Below are 17,736 nucleotides of genomic sequence, written 5' to 3' on the forward strand. Positions count from 1 at the left end.
TGTCACCGCCGCAGCGCCTGTCCCCAGGTCAGCTTCGGTCCCGACTTCAGGATCGAGCGTTCGAAGATCCGCGTGGCCAGCAGCAGCGCGAGCAGCGTGGTGACGATGAGGATGAACAGGGACACCAGCGGCTCCCACCATTCGATGGTGCCGAGGAAGACTCGCATCGGCACTGCCACCGCCGCGGAGAACGGAATGTAGGACAGCACCGCCATGACCGTTTCGTTCGACGAGAAGATGATGACGCCCATGTAGGGGAGGAATATGAGCATCATGATCGGCGTGCTCGTCGACGGCAGGTCCTCGGTGCGAGAGACCATCGATGCCGCGGCCGCGTAGAGGGCGGCGACCATGACGAAGCCGACGATGAAGAGCGGGACGAACCAGGCGATCGGTTCGGCGACCTTGCCCAGCACCAGGTCGTTTCCGCTGATGGCAGCGCCCGCGAGGACCGCAATCGCGGTGAGTCCGATCTGTGCGAAAGCGAGGATCGTGCACGCGATGACCTTGCCGAACATGAGCACCCGCGCCGAGGTGGACGCGAGCAGGATCTCCACGATCCGCGACTGCTTCTCCTCCACCACTGACGAAGCGATCGTGTTCCCGAACGTCATCGCCGCCATGAAGAACACCAGGCCGAGGCCGAGCCCGATGAAGTAGGTGAGCGCTGGGTCGGGGGCGTCGGGATCGAGGAGTTCGACCTCGGGGGTGAGGCTGAGTGCCCCGATGAGTGATTCCGGCGCCGAGCGCAGGGACATCACTGCGACCCCGGTCGGCGAATCCTGGGATTCGACGACGGCGGATTCGACCTCCTCGGAGGTGATCAGGGCTTTTGCCTCGTCGACGTCAGCGACTTCGACGGTCTCGATATTGTCGATTCCCTCGACGGCTTTCGCCCCCGCCGAGGTGACCGCCACCTTGTCCGTGGAGGAGAACAAAGAGGGGAGCGCCCCGGAGACCCCGACGAGGACGCCGAAGAGGACGATGCTCAGGATCGTCGAAACCATGAACGCCTTCGACTTGATTCGCACCATGATCTCGCGTTCGATGACGAGCCCGATCGCGGTGGTGAATCCGGCTCGGTTCGTGCTGACTGGAGCCTTGCGGGTGCTGTCGGCTGCGGTGGTCGTATCGGTGGTGCTCATGCCTGCGTGACCTCCTGGAAGAGACGGTTGAGGGCGACTTCATGCGGAGCGAAGGACGACACCGATGAGACGGTGAGCGCTTTGCGCAGAACCGCCTCGGCAGTATCGGCGTTCGGGGCTGTGAACCGGGCCCAATTTCCGTCGAGTTCGACGACGGAGATATCGGGCAGACCACGCACCCAGCCGAGGTCCGCATCCGTCTGCAGCGTCCACTCGGGCAGGCTGCGCTGCCGGCGCAGTTCCGCGGTGGTGCCAGCTGCGACGAGGCGGCCGTCATTGATGATGACGAGGTCGTCGACGAGACGTTCGACGAGGTCGAGCTGGTGACTGGAGAAGAGGACCGGAGCGCCGGAGGAGGCAAAGTCGGTGAGGACGCCCAGGGTGCGTTCGACGGCTACGGGGTCGAGGCCGGAGAACGGTTCGTCGAGGACGAGTGCCTGCGGGTCGTGAATGAGAGCCGCGGCGATCTGTACCTTCTGCTGATTGCCGAGGCTGACTGATTCGAGGGTGTCGGTGGGCTCGCCCTTGAGCTCGAGCTGTTCGAGGAGGTCGAGCCCGCGCTTCTTCGCCGCATGGCGGGTGAAACCGTGGAAACGGGCGAGGTAGACCAGCTGATCGATAATCGGCATCTTGGGGTAGAGGCCGCGTTCCTCGGGCATGTAGCCGATCGCGCTGCGGTGGCCGGCGGTGATAGGGGTGCCGTCGACGAGGATGCGCCCGGAATCGGCGGCAAGGACGCCGAGGATGATCCGCATGGTCGTGGTCTTGCCGGAGCCGTTCGAACCGACGAAGCCTGTCATCCGGCCGTCGCCGATGTCGAAGCTGAGGTCGTGCAGCACCTGCTTGTCTCCGAAGCTGCGGTTGATGTTCTCCAAGGTGATCATGCTTCAACGCTATGCGGAGACCGGCCTGAGCGGATCAGTCTTGAGGGTGAATTCGGTACCCTGCGTGAGGGGGATCGCGGCTCTTCGCGATCGAGGGTGCAAGCGGGGTCGGTCGGCGCTTGCGAGGACTCCGAATATCCCCTGTTGCGTGGTTCGGTACGCGAGTATCATTCAGCCCATGACGAGACCGAGTGAGATCCTCGGCAGCGTAGTCGCCGCCAGCGAGCGCGAGCAGCTTGAGACGTTCCTGGATTATCTGCGCGACGCCGTCGTGCGCAAAGTCAGCGGCCTGTCGGAGGAGGATGCTCGGCGCAGCCCAGTGCCGAGCGGCACCAGCCTCGGCGGCTTGATCAAACACCTGCGTTGGGTGGAGTTGGGAGCGTTCGCTGAGCAGATCGGGCAGATCCCCGCCGCGGAACTGCCTACACCGCCGTGGACCGACGCAGACCAGGAGGCCGACCTGCGGCTGGAGCCGGACGAGAAGCTGCACGATGTCATCGGTGCCTACCTGGAGGAGTGCGACCGCTCCCGAGAGATCGCCGCCCAGCACAGCCTCGACTACGTACCGCCGGGCGGAAAGTTGACGTTGCGGTGGGTGTACCTGCACGTGATCCTGGAGACCAGCCGGCACGCGGGACACGCGGACATCGTGCGCGAGATGATCGACCGCAGCGTCGGCGACTGACTGCTCTTTGCGAGTCATCAGCCCGTGTTCCGGTGGCCGGGCAGATGCTTCAGTAATTGAAAGTCGAACTACTGAGTAGTCGAAACCGAAACTACTCAGGTGGCCTCGGACTACCTGTCTATTGCTGAAGAGCGGGGTCTGAGCAATGTAGTTGAGTCTGCAATTCCATAGCTTGGAGGGGTTCGACCAGCTCCTCTCTGCCCATCCCCGAACTTGATCGCACTTAGTCGTGCGCGGTCAGGGATTCGAAGCGAGCTGAACATCTTGCTCGACTTCGAAATGAGGAATGTATGACCCTGTTAGGTCTGCGCGTGCGCGCCTGGTGGGCTGCACTCACAGCTGTGCTCATGGTTGCTGCCGGCGGCGCCATTGTGCTGCCGGCCGCCCCGGCCCAGGCGGCACCCGTTTCGATCACCTGCGAGCCGGGCGTCGTCTATTCGGTGTCACAGGCGGGGCAGATGCGTGAAATCTCTGGCGGATCGCCAAAGAATGTTGGCGATGCTGCAAGTGGCGTCAGCAACTTCAACGGACTGGGCATTGGAACGGACGGTTCTGCAGTCTATGCCTATGAGCGCAACTTCAACTGGTTGGGTTCGGAAACGGGCCTTACCGTCTACAGGTTCAACTCGAGCACGGGCAAGTGGGCGTCAACGGGCAAATCAGTGACCGTAAGCGGAATCGGTTTCATCGGCGGGGCGGTTGATCTCTCCACTGGACGGTACTACTTCGGCGGCTACACCAGCAGCGGCACGTCATTCAGGCTCTATGTCTACGACGCCTCGACCAATGCCATCACCTACAAAGGCACCATCGATACGAGTGCCGACTCCGGTGGCGCGGCCAACGGTGACATCGCCTTCGATACCAACGGAAACCTCTTCATCGTCAGGGGATCTGGAACCACAACAACCGTCTTCTCAGTGACTTCGGCCAACTTGGCGAAGGCAAACGGCGGCACCATCTCCTCGTCGAAGTCCGCGGGCTTCACGACGAACTCCAATGTCAATGGCGTGTCCTTCGACGCCGCCGGCAAGGCGTATCTCGGTACCGGCGACACCATCACGAGCTACGACATGCCCAACTGGTCGAACAAACAGTCGTTTGCCAGCGGATCTTGGTCGAGCACCGACCTCGCGTCGTGCTCCTCGCCGGCGACCATCACTGTTCAGAAGGACGTGCAGGGCGGGCGTGCGAAATCGAGCGATCAGTTCGGTCTCTCCCTTAAGCAGGGCAGCACGGAACTCGGTGCCACCACAACCACTGGGACTCAGACCGGGATCCAGGACGAGATCGTCGGACCACTGCCCGCCAAGCGCGGCGCCGAGATTGTCTTCTCCGAATCCGCTGCCACAGGTGCCGACCTGGGCAACTACGCCAGCACCTACTCGTGCGCCGTCGACGGCAAGGCACTTTCGGGTTCCTCCGGTACCGGAACCTCGGGCACGGTGACCATTCCCACCACCGGTGACGCCGTGGTCTGCACGATTACCAATGCTCCGCTGACTGCCAACGTCTCCATCCACAAGGACGTCGTCGACGAGAACGGTGAGAACAAGAAGCCGGGCAAGGACTGGACAGTTGGCGCGAAAGCGACGGCCACAACCGACTCGGTGACCTCGGCCCCGACGGCAGCCACGCAGAAGACCGACGCGAACGGCAATGCGAAATGGGGGCTGAAGTTCTCGAAGACCACCGGCCGGGCTACCGTGGCGATCTCGGAGACCCAGCAGGACGGGTTTGAGTTCAAGAGCGGCAGCTGCGACATCACTCGAATCGACGGGTCCAAGACCACGACGAAGCTCACGAGCGAGAAGAGCACCGACCTCACGGGAATCAAGCCCGGCGACAACGTCGACTGCACCTACCTCAACAAGGTCAGCGACACCGCACTGACCCTAGTGAAGAAGGTCGACAACAAGGCCGCCGCCGGCACTGCCAAGGACACCGACTGGACGCTCAAAGCCGCGGGCGATGCCGCCTCGGGCAACAAGACGATCGAAGGCAAGACAGGATCGATCGAAGTGACCAAGGCAAAGGTGAAGGCGGGCAAGTACGCTCTCTCCGAAACCGGCGCTCTGAAGGGCTACGAAGCCTCCGACTGGGTGTGCAAGCCGTCCTCCGGCTCCGGAACAGTCACCTCCGATAAGAGCTCGGTGACCTTGAAGTCCGGCGACGATGTCACCTGCACCGTCACGAACACCGCGAAGACCGGTGCCGTGACCTGGGGCAAGACCGACGAATCCGGCACCGCTCTCAAGGGTTCGGTGTGGACCCTGACCGGACCGGACGGGTCCGAGCTCACGATCGAGGACTGCGCAGCCTCCTCGGCGAGGGAATGCACCGGAGCCGACAAGGACCCGGCAACGGGCAAGCTCTCGGTCACCGGCCTCAGATGGGGCGACTACTCGCTGACGGAGAAGAAAGCCCCGGCCGGATACATCCTCGACGCCACGCCTCACACGTTCACGGTCTCCGGATCCGAACTCGACAAATCGCTCGGGTCGTACACCAACGAGCAGAAGCCCCGGGTGGCGCTGCCGCTCACGGGTGGAACCGGAAGCCAGATCTACCTCATCGGCGGAGCAGCTCTGCTCGCAGCCGCCGGTGCCATCGCACTTCTCAAGGGCCTGCGCCGCAGGGACCGGAAGCACTGAAAGGGAAACAATGAAAACTAAGAAACTGGGTCTTCTGCGGCGTCTGACCGCGGTGGCCGCGATCGCCTCGCTGAGCGTGCTCGGCATGACGGGCACGGCGCAGGCCGACAGCAACGTGGGCAACATCGACACCGGTCGCTCCGGCTCGATCATCGTTCACAAGTACGACGGCGCCTACGGCACCGACGGTGGCGACGGCTCGGTGAAGACCGACACCTCGAACCTCGGCACCCCACTCGACGGCGCCGAGTTCACTGTCAAGCAGGTCACGGCCAAGGGCAGCCAGGCCATCGACCTGAAGACCCCTGAAGGCTGGGACCTCATCAGCGGGCTCAAGGCCTCCGAAGTCAAGGCCGGCGGATTCTCGCTGGGCAACGGCGTCGCGAAGACCACCGCAAACGGCGGACTCGCGACCTTCGAAGGTCTGCCGCTCGGTCTCTACCTCGTGGAAGAGACCAAGGCTCCGACGAACGCGACCTCGACCACGGATCCATTCCTCGTCACGCTGCCGCTGTCGCAGTCGAGCGGCAAATGGCTCTATGACGTCAACGTCTACCCGAAGAACTCGGTGAACAAGACGCAGCCGACGAAGGAAGTCTCCAACCCGACTGCGCCCGTCATCGGTTCGACCGTCGACTGGACGATCACCGCGCCGGTCCCGGCCGCGTACAACGGCTACAAAAAGTTCTCGATCGTCGACCAGCTCGACTCGCGCCTGGAATTCGTATCTGCCAAAGTGGCCGGTTTCACCGAAGGCACCGACTACAACATCGTCAGGGACGGTCAGACCGTGACGATCAACTTCACCAAGGTCGGACTCGGCAAGCTCACTGCCGGTCAGAAGGTCGTTTCCACCATCACCACGAAGGTCACCTCTCAGGGTGACGGCACCATCGAGAACACTGCGCTCGTCAACACCAACGATTCGACTGTCGAGACCCCGGCCGTGAGCACGAATTGGGGCTCGCTGCAGATCATCAAGCACGTCGCCGGCGACAAGGCGCACACCCTTGCCGGAGCCGAGTTCGACATCTTCTCCGACAAGAACGGACAGAACAAGGTCGCCTCGGTCAAGACCGCGGCTGACGGCACTGCAACGATCACACTGTGGGTCGGCAACAACGATGACACCACGCAGAAGTACTGGGTCAAGGAGACGAAGGCTCCGACCGGCTACATCCTCGATGACTCCCTCAACGAGGTGACCGTGAAGGCCGGCGCCACCACCGCAGCCGTCAAGTACGAGTTCGCCAACTCCCAGCAGGGCCACCCCGAACTGCCGCTGACCGGTGCTGACGGCAAGCTGCTCGCGATGATTGCCGGAATCGGCCTCATGCTCATCGCCGGCGGTGCAGGCGTCGTCGCAGCCAACCGCCGCAAGAACCAGGTGTGATCCACTCACCTGAGGGCAGGCAGTCCACCGAGGCTGCCGTGCCGGGCACGTCCACGCGGCGTCCGTCCCCCGACGGGCGCCGCTGGCGCGTGCCGATTCTCTCCCTCGTCATCGCGCTCATCGCTCTGACCGGACTGGGCATCTGGACCTACCCGAGTGCGGCAGCGTGGTTCTCCCAGCTCGATCAGTCGAAGATCATCGGCAACTCGGCGACGACGACCGAGGGTGACAAAGTCGAAAACGCCCGTCAGATCGCGCTCGCCCACAAGTACAACCATGCCCTCGAGTCCGGTGCGCAGCTGGAGTCGAACCACCGTCTGCCTTCGGGGAAAGGGACCTCGGCCGAGGGTGCCCCGGCGTACGAGGATGTGCTCGATGACGGTGGAACCGGAGTGATGACCCGTCTGCGGATCCCCTCCATCGATGTGGACCTGCCCGTCTACCACGGCACCGACGACGCGACCCTGCTCAAAGGGCTCGGCCACCTCGAGGGCACGAGTCTGCCTGTCGGCGGGGACAGCACCCATTCGGTCATCACCGGCCACCGAGGTCTGGCCGACGCGACCATGTTCACCAACCTCGACAAGGTGGGCAAGGGCGATCGATTCACCCTGACGACGTTCGGACAGGTGCTCAGCTACCAGGTGGTGCGCACCCAGGTCGTCGACCCGGACGAAACCGAATCTCTGGGCACGATCTCCGACCGCGACCTCGTTACGCTAGTTACCTGCACGCCCTTGGGCATCAACTCCCAACGGATCCTCGTCACCGCTGAACGCGTGTACCCGACCCCGGCCGCAGATCAGGAATCCGGGCTCGCCGAATCCGACCTGCCCGGCTTCCCTTGGTGGATCGTCATCATGGGTACGGGTCTCGTGGCAGCCGGAATCTACGTCTGGTGGTCAGGCCGTCCGGTCCGCCCGAAGGGCGAGAGGCCGAAGACCGATACCCCCGCCGAGGCGGACGCTCAGTCCCGTTCGACGAGGGTTAAGCCTTCGCGCTTCCCACGGCATTGATCCGGCCGGTGTCGCGGAGCTTGAGCAAGTGTTTCGGAATGTCGCGGCGCCGTTCGGCACCGAGCTTCGCTCGAGCCTGCAGCACATGTGACTCGACAGTGCGCACTGACAGGACCAGGCGTTGACTGATCTGCACATTCGTCAGTCCCTCGGCGACGAGTCGGCACACCTCGAGCTCCCGTTCGGTCAGGGTGACGGCTGGAGCCGCAGCATCGGAGATCGCGGTGTCCTCACGTGGCTGCGGATCTTCCGGAGGCGTGGCAGCCCGCTGTCGCAGCGCGTCGAGTGCTTCGCCGGCCACGCGTGCGCGGGAACTGAGACGTTGAGCGAGGAACAGAGCCCTGGACTCGGCGAAGGCGTGGCGGGCGGCACCCCGGTAGCCGACGGACCGCAGTTCCAGACCGGCGGCCAGGAGCGCCTCGGCGTCCTCTTCGGCCGAGGCATCGAGATGCCGGCGTGCGGCACGCGGTCCGGGCAGTTTCAGGTCAGCGGATTCGTACGGAAGACTCGCACGCGCCTCGGCGGCGGTGATGGTGCCGTCGAGGACGCGCGCATGAGCGAATACGGTATGCATCCACGCAGGCATCGGCCCGGGATTCGACGCCCCGGGTCCCAGCAGGAAGGCGGCCAGGCCTTCGTGGAAGCGATATCCCCGCGTCGGAGCGGGATCATCTGCCGAGGTCGGGCGATAGTACGGAGCGCTGCTGCGTTGCCACCGCCCGAGGGTCTCGCGCAGGCCCCATCCGACCGCCAGCAGCGCCGGCGTGACGGATGCCGCGACGGCCTCATAGTCCCGCGCGGCCAGATCGGTCTCTCCGTCAAGCAGACGCTGGATGCCGATGCACCAGGATGCTGTCGCATCCAACTGCCAGCCGCTGTGGGCGGAGGCCCCGCTCGCGACCTCCAGGAGCTTGCGGGTGACGAGCTCGGAACGCTGAGGCTCGATTCCGGCGAGCAGGCAATTCACGGTCGCTCCGACCATGAAGAACCAAGCCATGGTGTAGGTGAAGCCCGTGAGAGATTCTGGCTGGACACTCCCCAGATCGACGTAGCATTCATAGCCTTCCTCGGCTGCGGCGATGAGCGCCTCGGCGTTGTCGGTCTTGAGATAGTACTGGCACAGAGCGGCGTATGCGGCGAAGCGCAGCGCAAGTGGCGCCGACCGAGAATCGGCGACCGCGCGAGCGTCCTCAACACGGGTCATCCCGCTGCCGGCGAACGAAGTGACGAGGTTCGCGATACCCGGAACGACCGGATCGACTTCGTCTCGCAGGTGATCGGTCCACCATGGAGGAAGTTCGGGTTCTCCCGCGAGTGCCGCGGCAGCCGTGAAGAGCAGTTCGAACAGATCCGTTTCGCTTTCGCCGCCCAGGGGCCCGTGCTCGACACTGGTTCTGATGAGGGCGATCGCTCCAACTCGATCGCCGCTCAGCAGTCGGGCTGTGATCGTCTGCAGTTCCCATTCGAGCAACATCGGCGCGTCATTCCCGGCCACGTCCTGGATCATGTGGAGCATGATCGTCGCCTCCATCGGATCGCCGAGGCGGTTGAGTGTCCGCGCTGCCTTGAGCAGGAGCACTGCATCGGAGCGGTCGATCTCGCGGCCCTCACTGATGACATCACGAGCCAGACCGATCTCCGCGGCTTCACCGACCGGATAGCCGGCTTTCCACAGAACCGCGAGACGTCGATTGAACTTCGCCTCGTCCGCGGAATCGGCTTCACCGATGAGCTGATTGCCCATGGCGCCGATGTGCAGCGGAGAGACTGCGACCGACGACTGACCGCTGACGTCGAATTCTCGGGCCAGACGCATGTCGATGAGGCGTGAAATGACCAAATCCCCGAAGAGCTGTTTGGCGGTGCGGGTGGGCATGGGACTGAGGTCGCCGAGGCGGCGTGCGGCGATGAGCGTGGTGTCACTCATCCGCGGATACAGCGGAGCGAGTCGAGACAGAACCCGAGTGCCGAAGAATGGAGTATCGAAACTGGCGTGCGGGTAGTGGCGGGGGACCCGATCCGGGTCCTCCTCTGCCCAGGCCACGAGATCGGCTGCCACCAATGGCCTGCCCCCGCACAGTGCCGCCAGAGTGCGCAGCTGCAGGTCATCGAGTGGAGTCGTCGCAGACAGACCCGCTACGAGTGCCATGGATTCGCTGCCGGTGAGCGGCGCCAGATCGATGCGATCGACCTCACCGGCGCTCCAGCTCATGGCGATCTGCCTGAGTACACTGTTGCCGCCCTGATGGACCGTGCGCAGAAGATCACCATCGACGAGGTAGGCCACCGGTACTCGAGAGACGTGGAGAGCCTGGTCGATCACCGGCGCGGTGTCGTCCGTGAGCAGGTGGGCCCCGCTCATGATCCTCGGTCCCCCGGCGATCCTGCCGGCGTCGACGAACTCCGTGACCTCCTCGGTGGTGGTGTGGGCACTGATCCGCAGCAGGGACTGATCGGGACGACCAAGAGCAACGGCCAGCGACCGTCCGAAATCCAGGGCGCCGTCGCCGGTCAGACAGACCACGATGACGGAGCGGCCGGAGCGGAGCAGATCGAGGATCTGGGTCGACTCTCTGCTGCGTGTGGGCGCGAGATGTACGAGGCGGTCGTAGGCGGGGTCGACGGGGACGAAACTGTCCGAGCTGTGCATCGGATGCTACCTTTCCGGTCGTCGCAGTGACACAGGCAAGGGGGAATGAGCTGTGATGCGTCTAGTCGACCGTGAATGCAGTGGTGGGGTCATCTGGGGAGCGGCGAACCGCCGAAAGGCGGTCCGCTGGCCAGTATATTACTCCCGTCGTCGCCGCGGTCTCGACTGGTGAGATATCACGGTCATGGCCTCAGCCCCCGATCTTCGCCACCCCGTTCTCGTACGCCCAGATAACAGCATGGATGCGGTCACGGATTCCCAGTTTCGACAACAGGTTCGACACATGCGTCTTCACGGTCGCCTCACCGACGAAGAGATTCCCGGCGATCTCGGAATTGCTGGCCCCGGTCGCCACCAGCCGCAGCACCTCGAGCTCCCGGTCGGTGAGGTACTCGAGTTCCGGGGCCGTGGTGGTGGCCGGTTCCGGGGTGGACACAGAGCGTTCGATGACTCGCCGAGTGACCTCGGGGGAGAGCAGGCCGTCTCCGGCGGCCAGGGCGGTGACGGCGTCGATGAGCTGTTCGGCCTCGGCGGTTTTGAGAAGGAACCCGCTGGCCCCTGCGGCCAGAGCCTGGAAGAGGAAGTCGTCGCGGTCGAAGGTCGTGAGCATGAGAACGGCTCCGGCTGCCCCGCGGCGGACGATCTCCTCTGTCGCCTCGAGCCCGTCCATGACCGGCATCTGCACATCCATGCAGATGACGTCCGGGGCGAGCTCAAGTGCCTTGTCGATGGCGATCTGCCCATTCTCGGCCTCTCCGACAACAGTGATGTCATCTTCGGATTCGAGGATCGTGCGAAAGCCGGTGCGGACCATGGACTGGTCGTCGACGAGGAGGACTCGGATCATGTGGATGCCTTCGCTGGAGTAACGGGGGACGAGCGTTCTGCGGTGCTGCGAGGGTAGGGGATCCGGGCGCGGACGATCCAGCCGCCGCGGGATTTCGGCCCTGCCTCGAGGCTGCCGCCGAGTGCATTCATACGTTCTCGCATGCCGACGATACCCAGGCCGAGCCCTTCGCTCGTGGAACGAAGTCCGGAGTCTGCCTGGACGCTGTCGGGTCCTGCTGATGCCGGCCTTCCGGCAGAACGGGCATCGCTGACCTCCACCTCGAGATCGGTGCTGCCGTAACGCAGCCGCACATCCACCTCGGCGCTGGCGCCCGCGTAGCGCGAACAGTTGGTCAGGGATTCCTGAATCACGCGGTAGATCGACATCTCGGTGATCGGAGTGAGCGGGCGAGGGGCCCCGATCGTCGTGTACTCGACAGTTTGGTCGAATCGTCGGGCTGATTCGATGAGTTCCGGAAGGTCGCCGAGGCCGGGGTTGCCTTTCGTTGATCCGGCCGTGGCGGTGTCGGCTGGTGTTTCATCCGTTTGGCCACCGGACGCGGCTGTGACGTCCGTGGCGGCGGTGACGTCGGCCGGCGAGTCCGTTTCGCGCAGCGTGTAGACGAGGGCTCGGAGTTCGTCGACGGTCTCGCGGGTCGAGGATTCGATAACCTGGAGCGATTCCTTTGCCTTGTCGGGGTTCTTCTCGAGGCTGCGACGTGCAGCGGCGGCGTGGATGCCGACCCCGGCGATATGGTGGGCGACTCCATCGTGGAGTTCCCGCGCGATGCGCACGCGTTCGAGGTCAAGGGCTTGCCTGGTCAGCTGCTGTTCCTGCTCGCGGACTTCTTCGTTGGCCGCACTGAGCTCCTCGAGCAGTCGACGCTGCTTCCATGCGCGGTTGCCGAAGAGCCACGCGCCGCCGAAGAAGACCGTGTTGATCAGGAAAGTCACCCCTGTAGCCGCGGCGAACTGGACGAAAGTCAGGTCGCCGAGATCCTGGAACTGCAGGGCCGCCGAGACGATGACATAGATGAGGATGGCCAGGCACAGCAGACAGCGTGAGATGAAAGCCGCGCGTTGACTGTAGCGAAACGCGCCGATCGCGTAGACCGATGTGAAGAGGACGATCTGAGAGACACCGGGTTCCATCATCTGCAGGATCTGCGCGGTGACGTAGAGCGTGGTGATTAACCATGCGACGAAATTCGGGAAACGACGACGCCACAGCAGGGGAACGGTGACTGCGATTGAGAGCACGCAGACAACCCACAGCGGTGCTTTGAACTCCCAGAACCCGCTGCCCTCATAGAGGACGGCGAAGATGAGCGAGCCGACGGTGAGGGCGGCAACGAGCCAGAGGTCGGACCGGTTCGGCTTGCGAGCCGCGGCCGACAGGCGTGCCGAGGTCCGTGGTTCTCTCGTCCTGTCCTCCGTCATCCTTCCAGCTTAGACAGTGCCGTGCCCTGCCGGTATCCGCCGCAGTGGGGAAATCAGATGCCGCGGCTCCGGCAGTCGGTGGAGGGATTGAGCGTGCGGGACCGGGCGGCTGCCGGTAACCGGATCAGCCCATGCTCCCTGTGACGACACGAGCCAACGCAGCTTCGATCGGATGCGGCTGCGGGCGCCCGAATTCATCGAGAGTGTTCCAGCGCTGACGATTGGTGAACACCGTCACCTGCTTGCCTGTGTCCGCCCGGGTGAATGTGAGCGCTCCTCCGCCCCACACCGAACCGTCATGTCCCCACCAGACGGTTCCGTCGTCGGATTCGCGTCGGTGCAGGCCGAGCCCGTATTCGATCGTCGTGCCCTCGAACGAGATCACCGGAACTGTGCTCTGCATCTGTTCGAGCGATTCCGGTCGAAGCAGCTGACCGTCGATGAGGAGGCCGAAGAACCGATTGAGATCGGCAGTCGTCGACACCAATGAGGCGGCGGGACCCACCCACGACATGTCGAAGTCGGTGAGGTCGACCGGCGGATCGGCCATGCCGAACCACGACTCGTACAGATGGGTATGCGCAGCCGCCAGCACGGACCCGAACGGAAAGTAGGTCTCGTCGAGACCGGCGGGTTCGATGACTTCGGTGCGGATGTGCTCTTCGGCAGATGTGCCGGTGATCGACTCGATGAGTTCGGCAAGGAGCAGATAGTTCGTGTTCGAGTATCTGCCGGGCAGGCCACCGGGTCCGCCTGCGGGAGGAGCTCCGACTCCGATGCCGATGAGCTCTCGTCGGTCGAAGCGGGTGAACTGCTGCTCGATGAGGCTGCGCGGGCTCGTCTGCGCCAGGTTCGGAAACGCCCGCAGCGAGTCATAGATGACGGGTAGGTATTCGTTGAGTCCGCTCGTGTGGTTCGCGAGCATCCGCACGGTGATCGCCTCCCCGCGAGCTCCGGGCACGAGCGCGGGGAGGTAACGGCCGATCGGAGCATCGAGGTCGATGATCCCCTTCTCGACGAGCCGCAGCAATGTCACCGTCGTGAAGGTCTTTGCGATGCTGCCGGCCCGGTGGTGGAGCTCGGGCGTCATCGGCGTCTTCGTAGCGACCTCGGCGAACCCTGCGCATTCACGCACGGTCTCTCCGTGGTCGATCACCTCGGCGATGATGCCGGGCATGCCTGCCCGGTGGACCTCGAGCACCGCCTCGGCCAGGTCGTGTCGGGTGTGAGTCTGGGAGCTGATGGGGTGTGTCATGGGTCGTCCTTTCAGGCTGTTCGTGCGCGTGGTGAGCGGTTCAGGAGATGTGGATCGTTGTTCGCCGAGGCGGCTGTTCGTGTGAACATGAGGACGACGGCGACGAGCCCTGCCACGCAGGGGAGGAGCCCGATCGTGCCGATGAGCGGCGGCAGCCCGGTGTCTCCTGAAATGTCCCGGACGAGGAAGGCGAACAATGCAACTGCGGTGCCGGTGAGAGCGAGGACCACGGCCGCCCACCGGACCCAACGGCTGCCGCGATGTGCTCGCCAGATCGTTGCGACCCAGCCGAGGACGCCGAGCACACCGACAACCGTCAAGGACGCGGCGTAGAAGTTCACGCCTGACGTGATCTCATCCTGGGACATCGATGGGTAGCCGCTGCGGATGTGTTCGTCGATGAGCGGCCTGCCCAGCTGTGCGCTGACGATGGCCACGACTGTGAGGACGAGTCCGACCCAGAGGGCGACGTAGGTCGAACGGGAGTACTGCCTATTCATGATGGAGCCCTTTCTCCTGTGTTATACAGCGTAAAATGTAATTCTCATGCTTGTTTTACGCTGTATAGCAGGTCAATGGAGGAAAACCCGAGAGTTCGTGGGGGAGACGGCCATGGTGAAGCGAAGTGATCGCGCAGCAAGTGTGGCTTCGAGCGGCCCGCGGAGCGAGTCCGGCGCGGCACGCATGCGAGGCCAGCACGCTGGTCTGAAGCCGGAATCGATCGTGAGGACGGCAATTGCCATCGCCGACGAAGAAGGTCTGGGCTCTGTGTCGATGCGCAGGATCGGCGCCGAACTCAAGGTCGAGGCGATGGCGCTCTACCACCATTTCCCGAACAAGGGTGCGCTGCTTGACGCCGTCGTCGAGCAGATATCGACTTCCGTGCCGCCAGTCGAAATCGCCGGATCACCGTGGGACGACGTTCTGAGGGGGTACGCCCGGTCGCAGCTGAACACTCTGTCCGAGCATCCGAACCTCGTCGATCTCGTCATGACCCGCCCGGCGGTGACCACCGGAAGCCTTGCTCTGTTGGAGGCACTCGTCGACTTCCTCTGCGCCGCCGGGTTCTCAGCTCGCCGCGGGCTCGACATGATCTACACCATCCATGAGTTCGTTCTCATGCATGCCGCGCTCAATGCCGAGGTTGGAAAGGCCGCCCGCAGAGGCGCGGTGCGAGCCGAAGGTGGCGAACGGGGCGGAGGCATGAGCGGCGAGCTGCGCCAAGCGGCTCATCTCGAGGGAATCTCCGAGGCGGACTTCCCACGTCTCGTTGAGGCGGTCGGTGCGGCTTCGCGTCGACCCTCAACCGCTCGCTTCGATTTCGCGCTCGACGTCCTCATTGCGGGATTCGCCGATGTGCCTGAGGGCGATCGCTGAATCAGACGAATCAGGCTCCGGCTCTGGCGAAAACTGATCAGTCCTTCTGAGCGACGACGACGGCCAGATCCCGGTGCTGCCAGTGCACGTGGGTGGTCAGTCCTGCCTCGGCGAGCCAGGTCAGCTGCTCATCGAGCGAACTGGGGGTGTCGTCGATCCAGTCGATCGGCGTGACGACGTCCGCCGGGTCGGCGGGTACGACGAGATCACCGAGGACGAACCTCCCGCCGGGCTCGAGCACCGACGCGACGCGGACGAAGAGGTCGGCCTTGCCGGAGCCGTCGAGGTGATGGACGGCGAGCATGGACATGACCAGATCGAACGGCCCGTCAGGCAGTGGTTCTTCCAGGCGACCCGACTGCAACTGCGTGCGATCCGGGTCAAGGGTCGCCTCGGCGGCGGCGAGCATCTCGGAACTCGCGTCGACGCCCAGCAGTTTCGCCTCCGGCAGGGCTTCGAGAACGCGCTGTGCGGTCAGCCCGCTGCCGATGCCCAGATCGAGGATCGACGTCGGCGCTCCTGTCGCTGCCGCAGCCGCCACTTCTGTCTGCAGACGCGGGTAGTCGGGGATCTCCTCGGCCATGAGCGCCAGATAGGTCTCCGGATCCCACTCGAAATCGGACATAACAGCTCCTTCGCCGCCGATGCCAGGAAGCCTACTCCCTACAGCTCTCAGAGGTCGATGGCGACAATCGGATCCGTGGTCGGCTGCTTCGAGCCTCCCTCGGGCTCGACGGTGATGCCGAAGACGCTGCCCGAGGCGAACGTCTCGCCCGCAATGGTCACCGGATCGTCCGACATCAGACCGGCGCTTTCCGGACCGTCGGCACCGATGACCCACATCTGCATCGACTTTCCGGCCGGTGGCCGCCCGATGTCTTTCGGACTGAGACGGATGAGCTGCTCGCTCTCGGAGGAGAGCACGGTGACGGAGCCGCCCTCCGGCATGTCTGCGGTGCTCGTCTTCAGGTCACTGGCTTCCATGAGGCGAGCGGAGTCCTCGAGCTGCTGCTGAGTCGCCGCCAAGTCCTCTTCCAAGGAATTCTGTCGCTGATTCTGCTGCCAGACGGTGGCGCCGAGTCCTGCGGCGACGACGATCGCCGCCGCAGCTGCCGCCCAGGGCAGCCAGGAACTGCGGCGAGGCTGTGACTCGCCGGCGCCCTCTGCGCGGGCATCGGACCGGCGTGCCTCCCGATGGTCGGCGAGCGATGCCGGAGCGGCCGGCTCATCGGCGGAGGCCTCCGCAGCGACCGACGAAGTCTCAGGCTCGACAGCGGGTGAGGTCTCCGGTGCCGACTCCTGGGAGTAGTTCTCGGGGATCGACAGAATTGTCTCTTGAGTCGCCGAGCTGACCTCGACCGGTTCATCGGATTCGGCCGCGTCGGCCATCACGTCGGCATAGGCGGCGACTTCGGCGCGGAAGTCGGCGTCGGCATCGGCCAGCGCCTGAGCCTCGGTGAGTTCTGAGTCGCTGAGCCCGCCGAGGGCCAGCCCGGCAGCCAGATAGTCACGATCTGCGCTCATCGGCTTGCCTCCAACTCTTCTCGCAGCTTCTTCATTCCGTCCCTGATCCGTGACTTGATGGTACCCAGGGGCACCTGGAGATTCTCAGAGATCTGGGTGTGGGTCATGCCTTGGTAGAAGGCCATGACGATCGGTTCGGCCTGCTCATCCGGGAGGATCCGCAGAGCCGAGACGGTCCGGTCCGACTCTGCACGGGCGATGACGGTCTGCTCCACCTGGTCGCTTGCTTCGGCGGTAGTGCGGAGCCCGTCCGCATAGTCTCTGTCCTGTTGAGCCTGGACGCTGCGCACACAGTCGATGGCTCGCCTGCGGCACAGGGTGATCAGCCATGCCCGTCCGCTGCCGCGCCCCGGGTCGAAGCCCGAACACCGGGTCCACACCTCGGTGAAGCAGTCCTGGAGGACTTCCTCGGCCAGTGTTCGGCTCTTGACGATTCGCAGGATGACGGCCATGAGGATGCGGGAGTGAGTGGTGAACAGTTCTTCGAATGCGGACCGGTCACCCTCGGCGATGCGGATCAGCAGGGCACCGCCGGGATCGGCGGAATCCGCCGGCTGGTGATCAGAACTCATTGCCCAATCATGCCATGCATGCAGAAACCGATCACACCTTTCCCAGGTGAGCGAGTCGAGCGGGGTGGGCGCAGTGGTGGGAGCGTGTGCAGCAGAGACGGTCAGTCGACGTTCGCCTGAAGCCGCACGAACCGGCGAGGAACCGAAAGCGGCCGGGAGCCGATCCTGTTGCTGCTGATCGGTTCCCGGCCACTGCATCGTGGTGTTCTCTCGCTGTGGACCCTCCGGTCACTTCTTGGGCATCATCACGGCGTCGACCATGTAGACCGTGGCGTTGGCGGTCTTGACTCCGCCGCAGACCAGTCCGGCATCA

General features: G+C 64.2%; 15 protein-coding genes. 5 read left to right on the plus strand and 10 right to left on the minus strand.

Going from position 1 to position 17,736, the window contains the following annotated elements; all coding sequences use genetic code 11:
• Positions 1-2: 2 nt before the first annotated feature.
• Together HIM68_RS14715 and HIM68_RS14720 are read right to left on the minus strand one after the other, a co-directional pair.
• Complete coding sequence (locus HIM68_RS14715) at positions 3-1,145, minus strand: ABC transporter permease (protein ID WP_172173435.1); 1,143 nt, start codon at positions 1,143-1,145, stop codon at positions 3-5.
• Positions 1,142-2,029: an ABC transporter ATP-binding protein gene (locus HIM68_RS14720; RefSeq protein WP_172173438.1), complete on the minus strand. Its 888-nt coding sequence runs from the start codon at positions 2,027-2,029 to the stop codon at positions 1,142-1,144. Before HIM68_RS14720 ends, HIM68_RS14715 begins: the two co-directional genes overlap by 4 nt.
• 178 nt (positions 2,030-2,207) lie before the next feature.
• Here HIM68_RS14720 and HIM68_RS14725 point away from each other — a divergent pair, with 178 nt between their 5' ends.
• The 4 genes from HIM68_RS14725 to HIM68_RS14740 all read left to right on the plus strand — a co-directional run bounded on the left by HIM68_RS14725 (position 2,208) and on the right by HIM68_RS14740 (position 7,777).
• Positions 2,208-2,714 carry a DinB family protein gene (locus tag HIM68_RS14725; RefSeq protein WP_172173441.1) on the plus strand — a complete coding sequence of 169 codons (507 nt, stop codon included), beginning with the start codon at positions 2,208-2,210 and terminating at the stop codon, positions 2,712-2,714.
• 290 nt (positions 2,715-3,004) lie between these two features.
• The gene (locus HIM68_RS14730) at positions 3,005-5,368 is read left to right on the plus strand and encodes a SpaA isopeptide-forming pilin-related protein (protein ID WP_172173444.1); all 2,364 of its coding nucleotides are present in this window, start codon (positions 3,005-3,007) and stop codon (positions 5,366-5,368) included.
• Positions 5,369-5,378: 10 nt separating this feature from the next.
• The gene (locus tag HIM68_RS14735) at positions 5,379-6,761 is read left to right on the plus strand and encodes a SpaH/EbpB family LPXTG-anchored major pilin (RefSeq protein WP_172173447.1); all 1,383 of its coding nucleotides are present in this window, start codon (positions 5,379-5,381) and stop codon (positions 6,759-6,761) included.
• Positions 6,758-7,777, plus strand: coding sequence for a class C sortase (locus HIM68_RS14740; protein WP_172173451.1), 1,020 nt, complete (start codon positions 6,758-6,760; stop codon positions 7,775-7,777). Before HIM68_RS14735 ends, HIM68_RS14740 begins: the two co-directional genes overlap by 4 nt.
• On the opposite strand, the gene HIM68_RS14745 is transcribed toward HIM68_RS14740, so the two are convergent.
• The 5 genes from HIM68_RS14745 to HIM68_RS14765 form a co-directional block, all read right to left on the minus strand.
• Complete coding sequence (locus tag HIM68_RS14745; protein WP_172173454.1) at positions 7,749-10,427, minus strand: helix-turn-helix transcriptional regulator; 2,679 nt, start codon at positions 10,425-10,427, stop codon at positions 7,749-7,751. The two genes, HIM68_RS14740 and HIM68_RS14745, sit on opposite strands and share 29 nt — an antisense overlap.
• A 190-nt stretch (positions 10,428-10,617) precedes the next feature.
• The gene (locus tag HIM68_RS14750) at positions 10,618-11,274 is read right to left on the minus strand and encodes a response regulator transcription factor (RefSeq protein WP_172173457.1); all 657 of its coding nucleotides are present in this window, start codon (positions 11,272-11,274) and stop codon (positions 10,618-10,620) included.
• Entirely contained in the window at positions 11,271-12,695 is a 1,425-nt protein-coding gene (locus tag HIM68_RS14755; protein ID WP_172173460.1) for a sensor histidine kinase, read from the minus strand. Before HIM68_RS14755 ends, HIM68_RS14750 begins: the two co-directional genes overlap by 4 nt.
• Positions 12,696-12,819: 124 nt before the next feature.
• Complete coding sequence (locus HIM68_RS14760) at positions 12,820-13,950, minus strand: serine hydrolase (RefSeq protein ID WP_172173462.1); 1,131 nt, start codon at positions 13,948-13,950, stop codon at positions 12,820-12,822.
• 11 nt (positions 13,951-13,961) lie between these two features.
• On the minus strand, positions 13,962-14,450 hold the full coding sequence (locus HIM68_RS14765; RefSeq protein WP_216657157.1) for a hypothetical protein: 489 nt from the start codon (positions 14,448-14,450) through the stop codon (positions 13,962-13,964).
• A 223-nt stretch (positions 14,451-14,673) separates the two neighbouring features.
• Between HIM68_RS14765 and HIM68_RS14770 the strand changes: the two genes are divergently transcribed.
• Positions 14,674-15,327: a TetR/AcrR family transcriptional regulator C-terminal domain-containing protein gene (locus tag HIM68_RS14770; RefSeq protein WP_172173465.1), complete on the plus strand. Its 654-nt coding sequence runs from the start codon at positions 14,674-14,676 to the stop codon at positions 15,325-15,327.
• A 37-nt stretch (positions 15,328-15,364) separates the two neighbouring features.
• Here the strand turns inward: HIM68_RS14770 and HIM68_RS14775 are convergent, their stop codons facing one another.
• The 3 genes from HIM68_RS14775 to HIM68_RS14785 are packed head-to-tail and all read right to left on the minus strand — an operon-like array spanning position 15,365 to position 17,423.
• Positions 15,365-15,952: a trans-aconitate 2-methyltransferase gene (locus tag HIM68_RS14775; RefSeq protein WP_172173468.1), complete on the minus strand. Its 588-nt coding sequence runs from the start codon at positions 15,950-15,952 to the stop codon at positions 15,365-15,367.
• Positions 15,953-15,999: 47 nt separating this feature from the next.
• The gene (locus HIM68_RS14780) at positions 16,000-16,851 is read right to left on the minus strand and encodes an anti-sigma factor (protein WP_172173471.1); all 852 of its coding nucleotides are present in this window, start codon (positions 16,849-16,851) and stop codon (positions 16,000-16,002) included.
• On the minus strand, positions 16,848-17,423 hold the full coding sequence (locus HIM68_RS14785; protein WP_172173474.1) for a sigma-70 family RNA polymerase sigma factor: 576 nt from the start codon (positions 17,421-17,423) through the stop codon (positions 16,848-16,850). The genes HIM68_RS14780 and HIM68_RS14785 overlap by 4 nt, the downstream gene beginning before the upstream one ends.
• Between the last annotated feature and the right edge of the window lie 313 nt (positions 17,424-17,736).

This window comes from Brevibacterium sp. CT2-23B (assembly GCF_013168765.1).
Lineage (GTDB): Bacteria > Actinomycetota > Actinomycetes > Actinomycetales > Brevibacteriaceae > Brevibacterium > Brevibacterium sediminis.

Excerpts from the sequence above, each read along its gene's own strand:
- HIM68_RS14765 (WP_216657157.1), bottom strand. The coding sequence starts at position 14,450 with ATGAATAGGCAGTACTCCCGTTCGACCTACGTCGCCCTCTGGGTCGGA.
- HIM68_RS14760 (WP_172173462.1), bottom strand. The coding sequence starts at position 13,950 with ATGACACACCCCATCAGCTCCCAGACTCACACCCGACACGACCTGGCC.
- HIM68_RS14775 (WP_172173468.1), bottom strand. The coding sequence starts at position 15,952 with ATGTCCGATTTCGAGTGGGATCCGGAGACCTATCTGGCGCTCATGGCC.
- HIM68_RS14785 (WP_172173474.1), bottom strand. The coding sequence starts at position 17,423 with ATGAGTTCTGATCACCAGCCGGCGGATTCCGCCGATCCCGGCGGTGCC.
- HIM68_RS14725 (WP_172173441.1), top strand. The coding sequence starts at position 2,208 with ATGACGAGACCGAGTGAGATCCTCGGCAGCGTAGTCGCCGCCAGCGAG.
- HIM68_RS14780 (WP_172173471.1), bottom strand. The coding sequence starts at position 16,851 with ATGAGCGCAGATCGTGACTATCTGGCTGCCGGGCTGGCCCTCGGCGGG.
- HIM68_RS14745 (WP_172173454.1), bottom strand. The coding sequence starts at position 10,427 with ATGCACAGCTCGGACAGTTTCGTCCCCGTCGACCCCGCCTACGACCGC.
- HIM68_RS14730 (WP_172173444.1), top strand. The coding sequence starts at position 3,005 with ATGACCCTGTTAGGTCTGCGCGTGCGCGCCTGGTGGGCTGCACTCACA.
- HIM68_RS14715 (WP_172173435.1), bottom strand. The coding sequence starts at position 1,145 with ATGAGCACCACCGATACGACCACCGCAGCCGACAGCACCCGCAAGGCT.
- HIM68_RS14735 (WP_172173447.1), top strand. The coding sequence starts at position 5,379 with ATGAAAACTAAGAAACTGGGTCTTCTGCGGCGTCTGACCGCGGTGGCC.
- HIM68_RS14720 (WP_172173438.1), bottom strand. The coding sequence starts at position 2,029 with ATGATCACCTTGGAGAACATCAACCGCAGCTTCGGAGACAAGCAGGTG.
- HIM68_RS14750 (WP_172173457.1), bottom strand. The coding sequence starts at position 11,274 with ATGATCCGAGTCCTCCTCGTCGACGACCAGTCCATGGTCCGCACCGGC.
- HIM68_RS14755 (WP_172173460.1), bottom strand. The coding sequence starts at position 12,695 with ATGACGGAGGACAGGACGAGAGAACCACGGACCTCGGCACGCCTGTCG.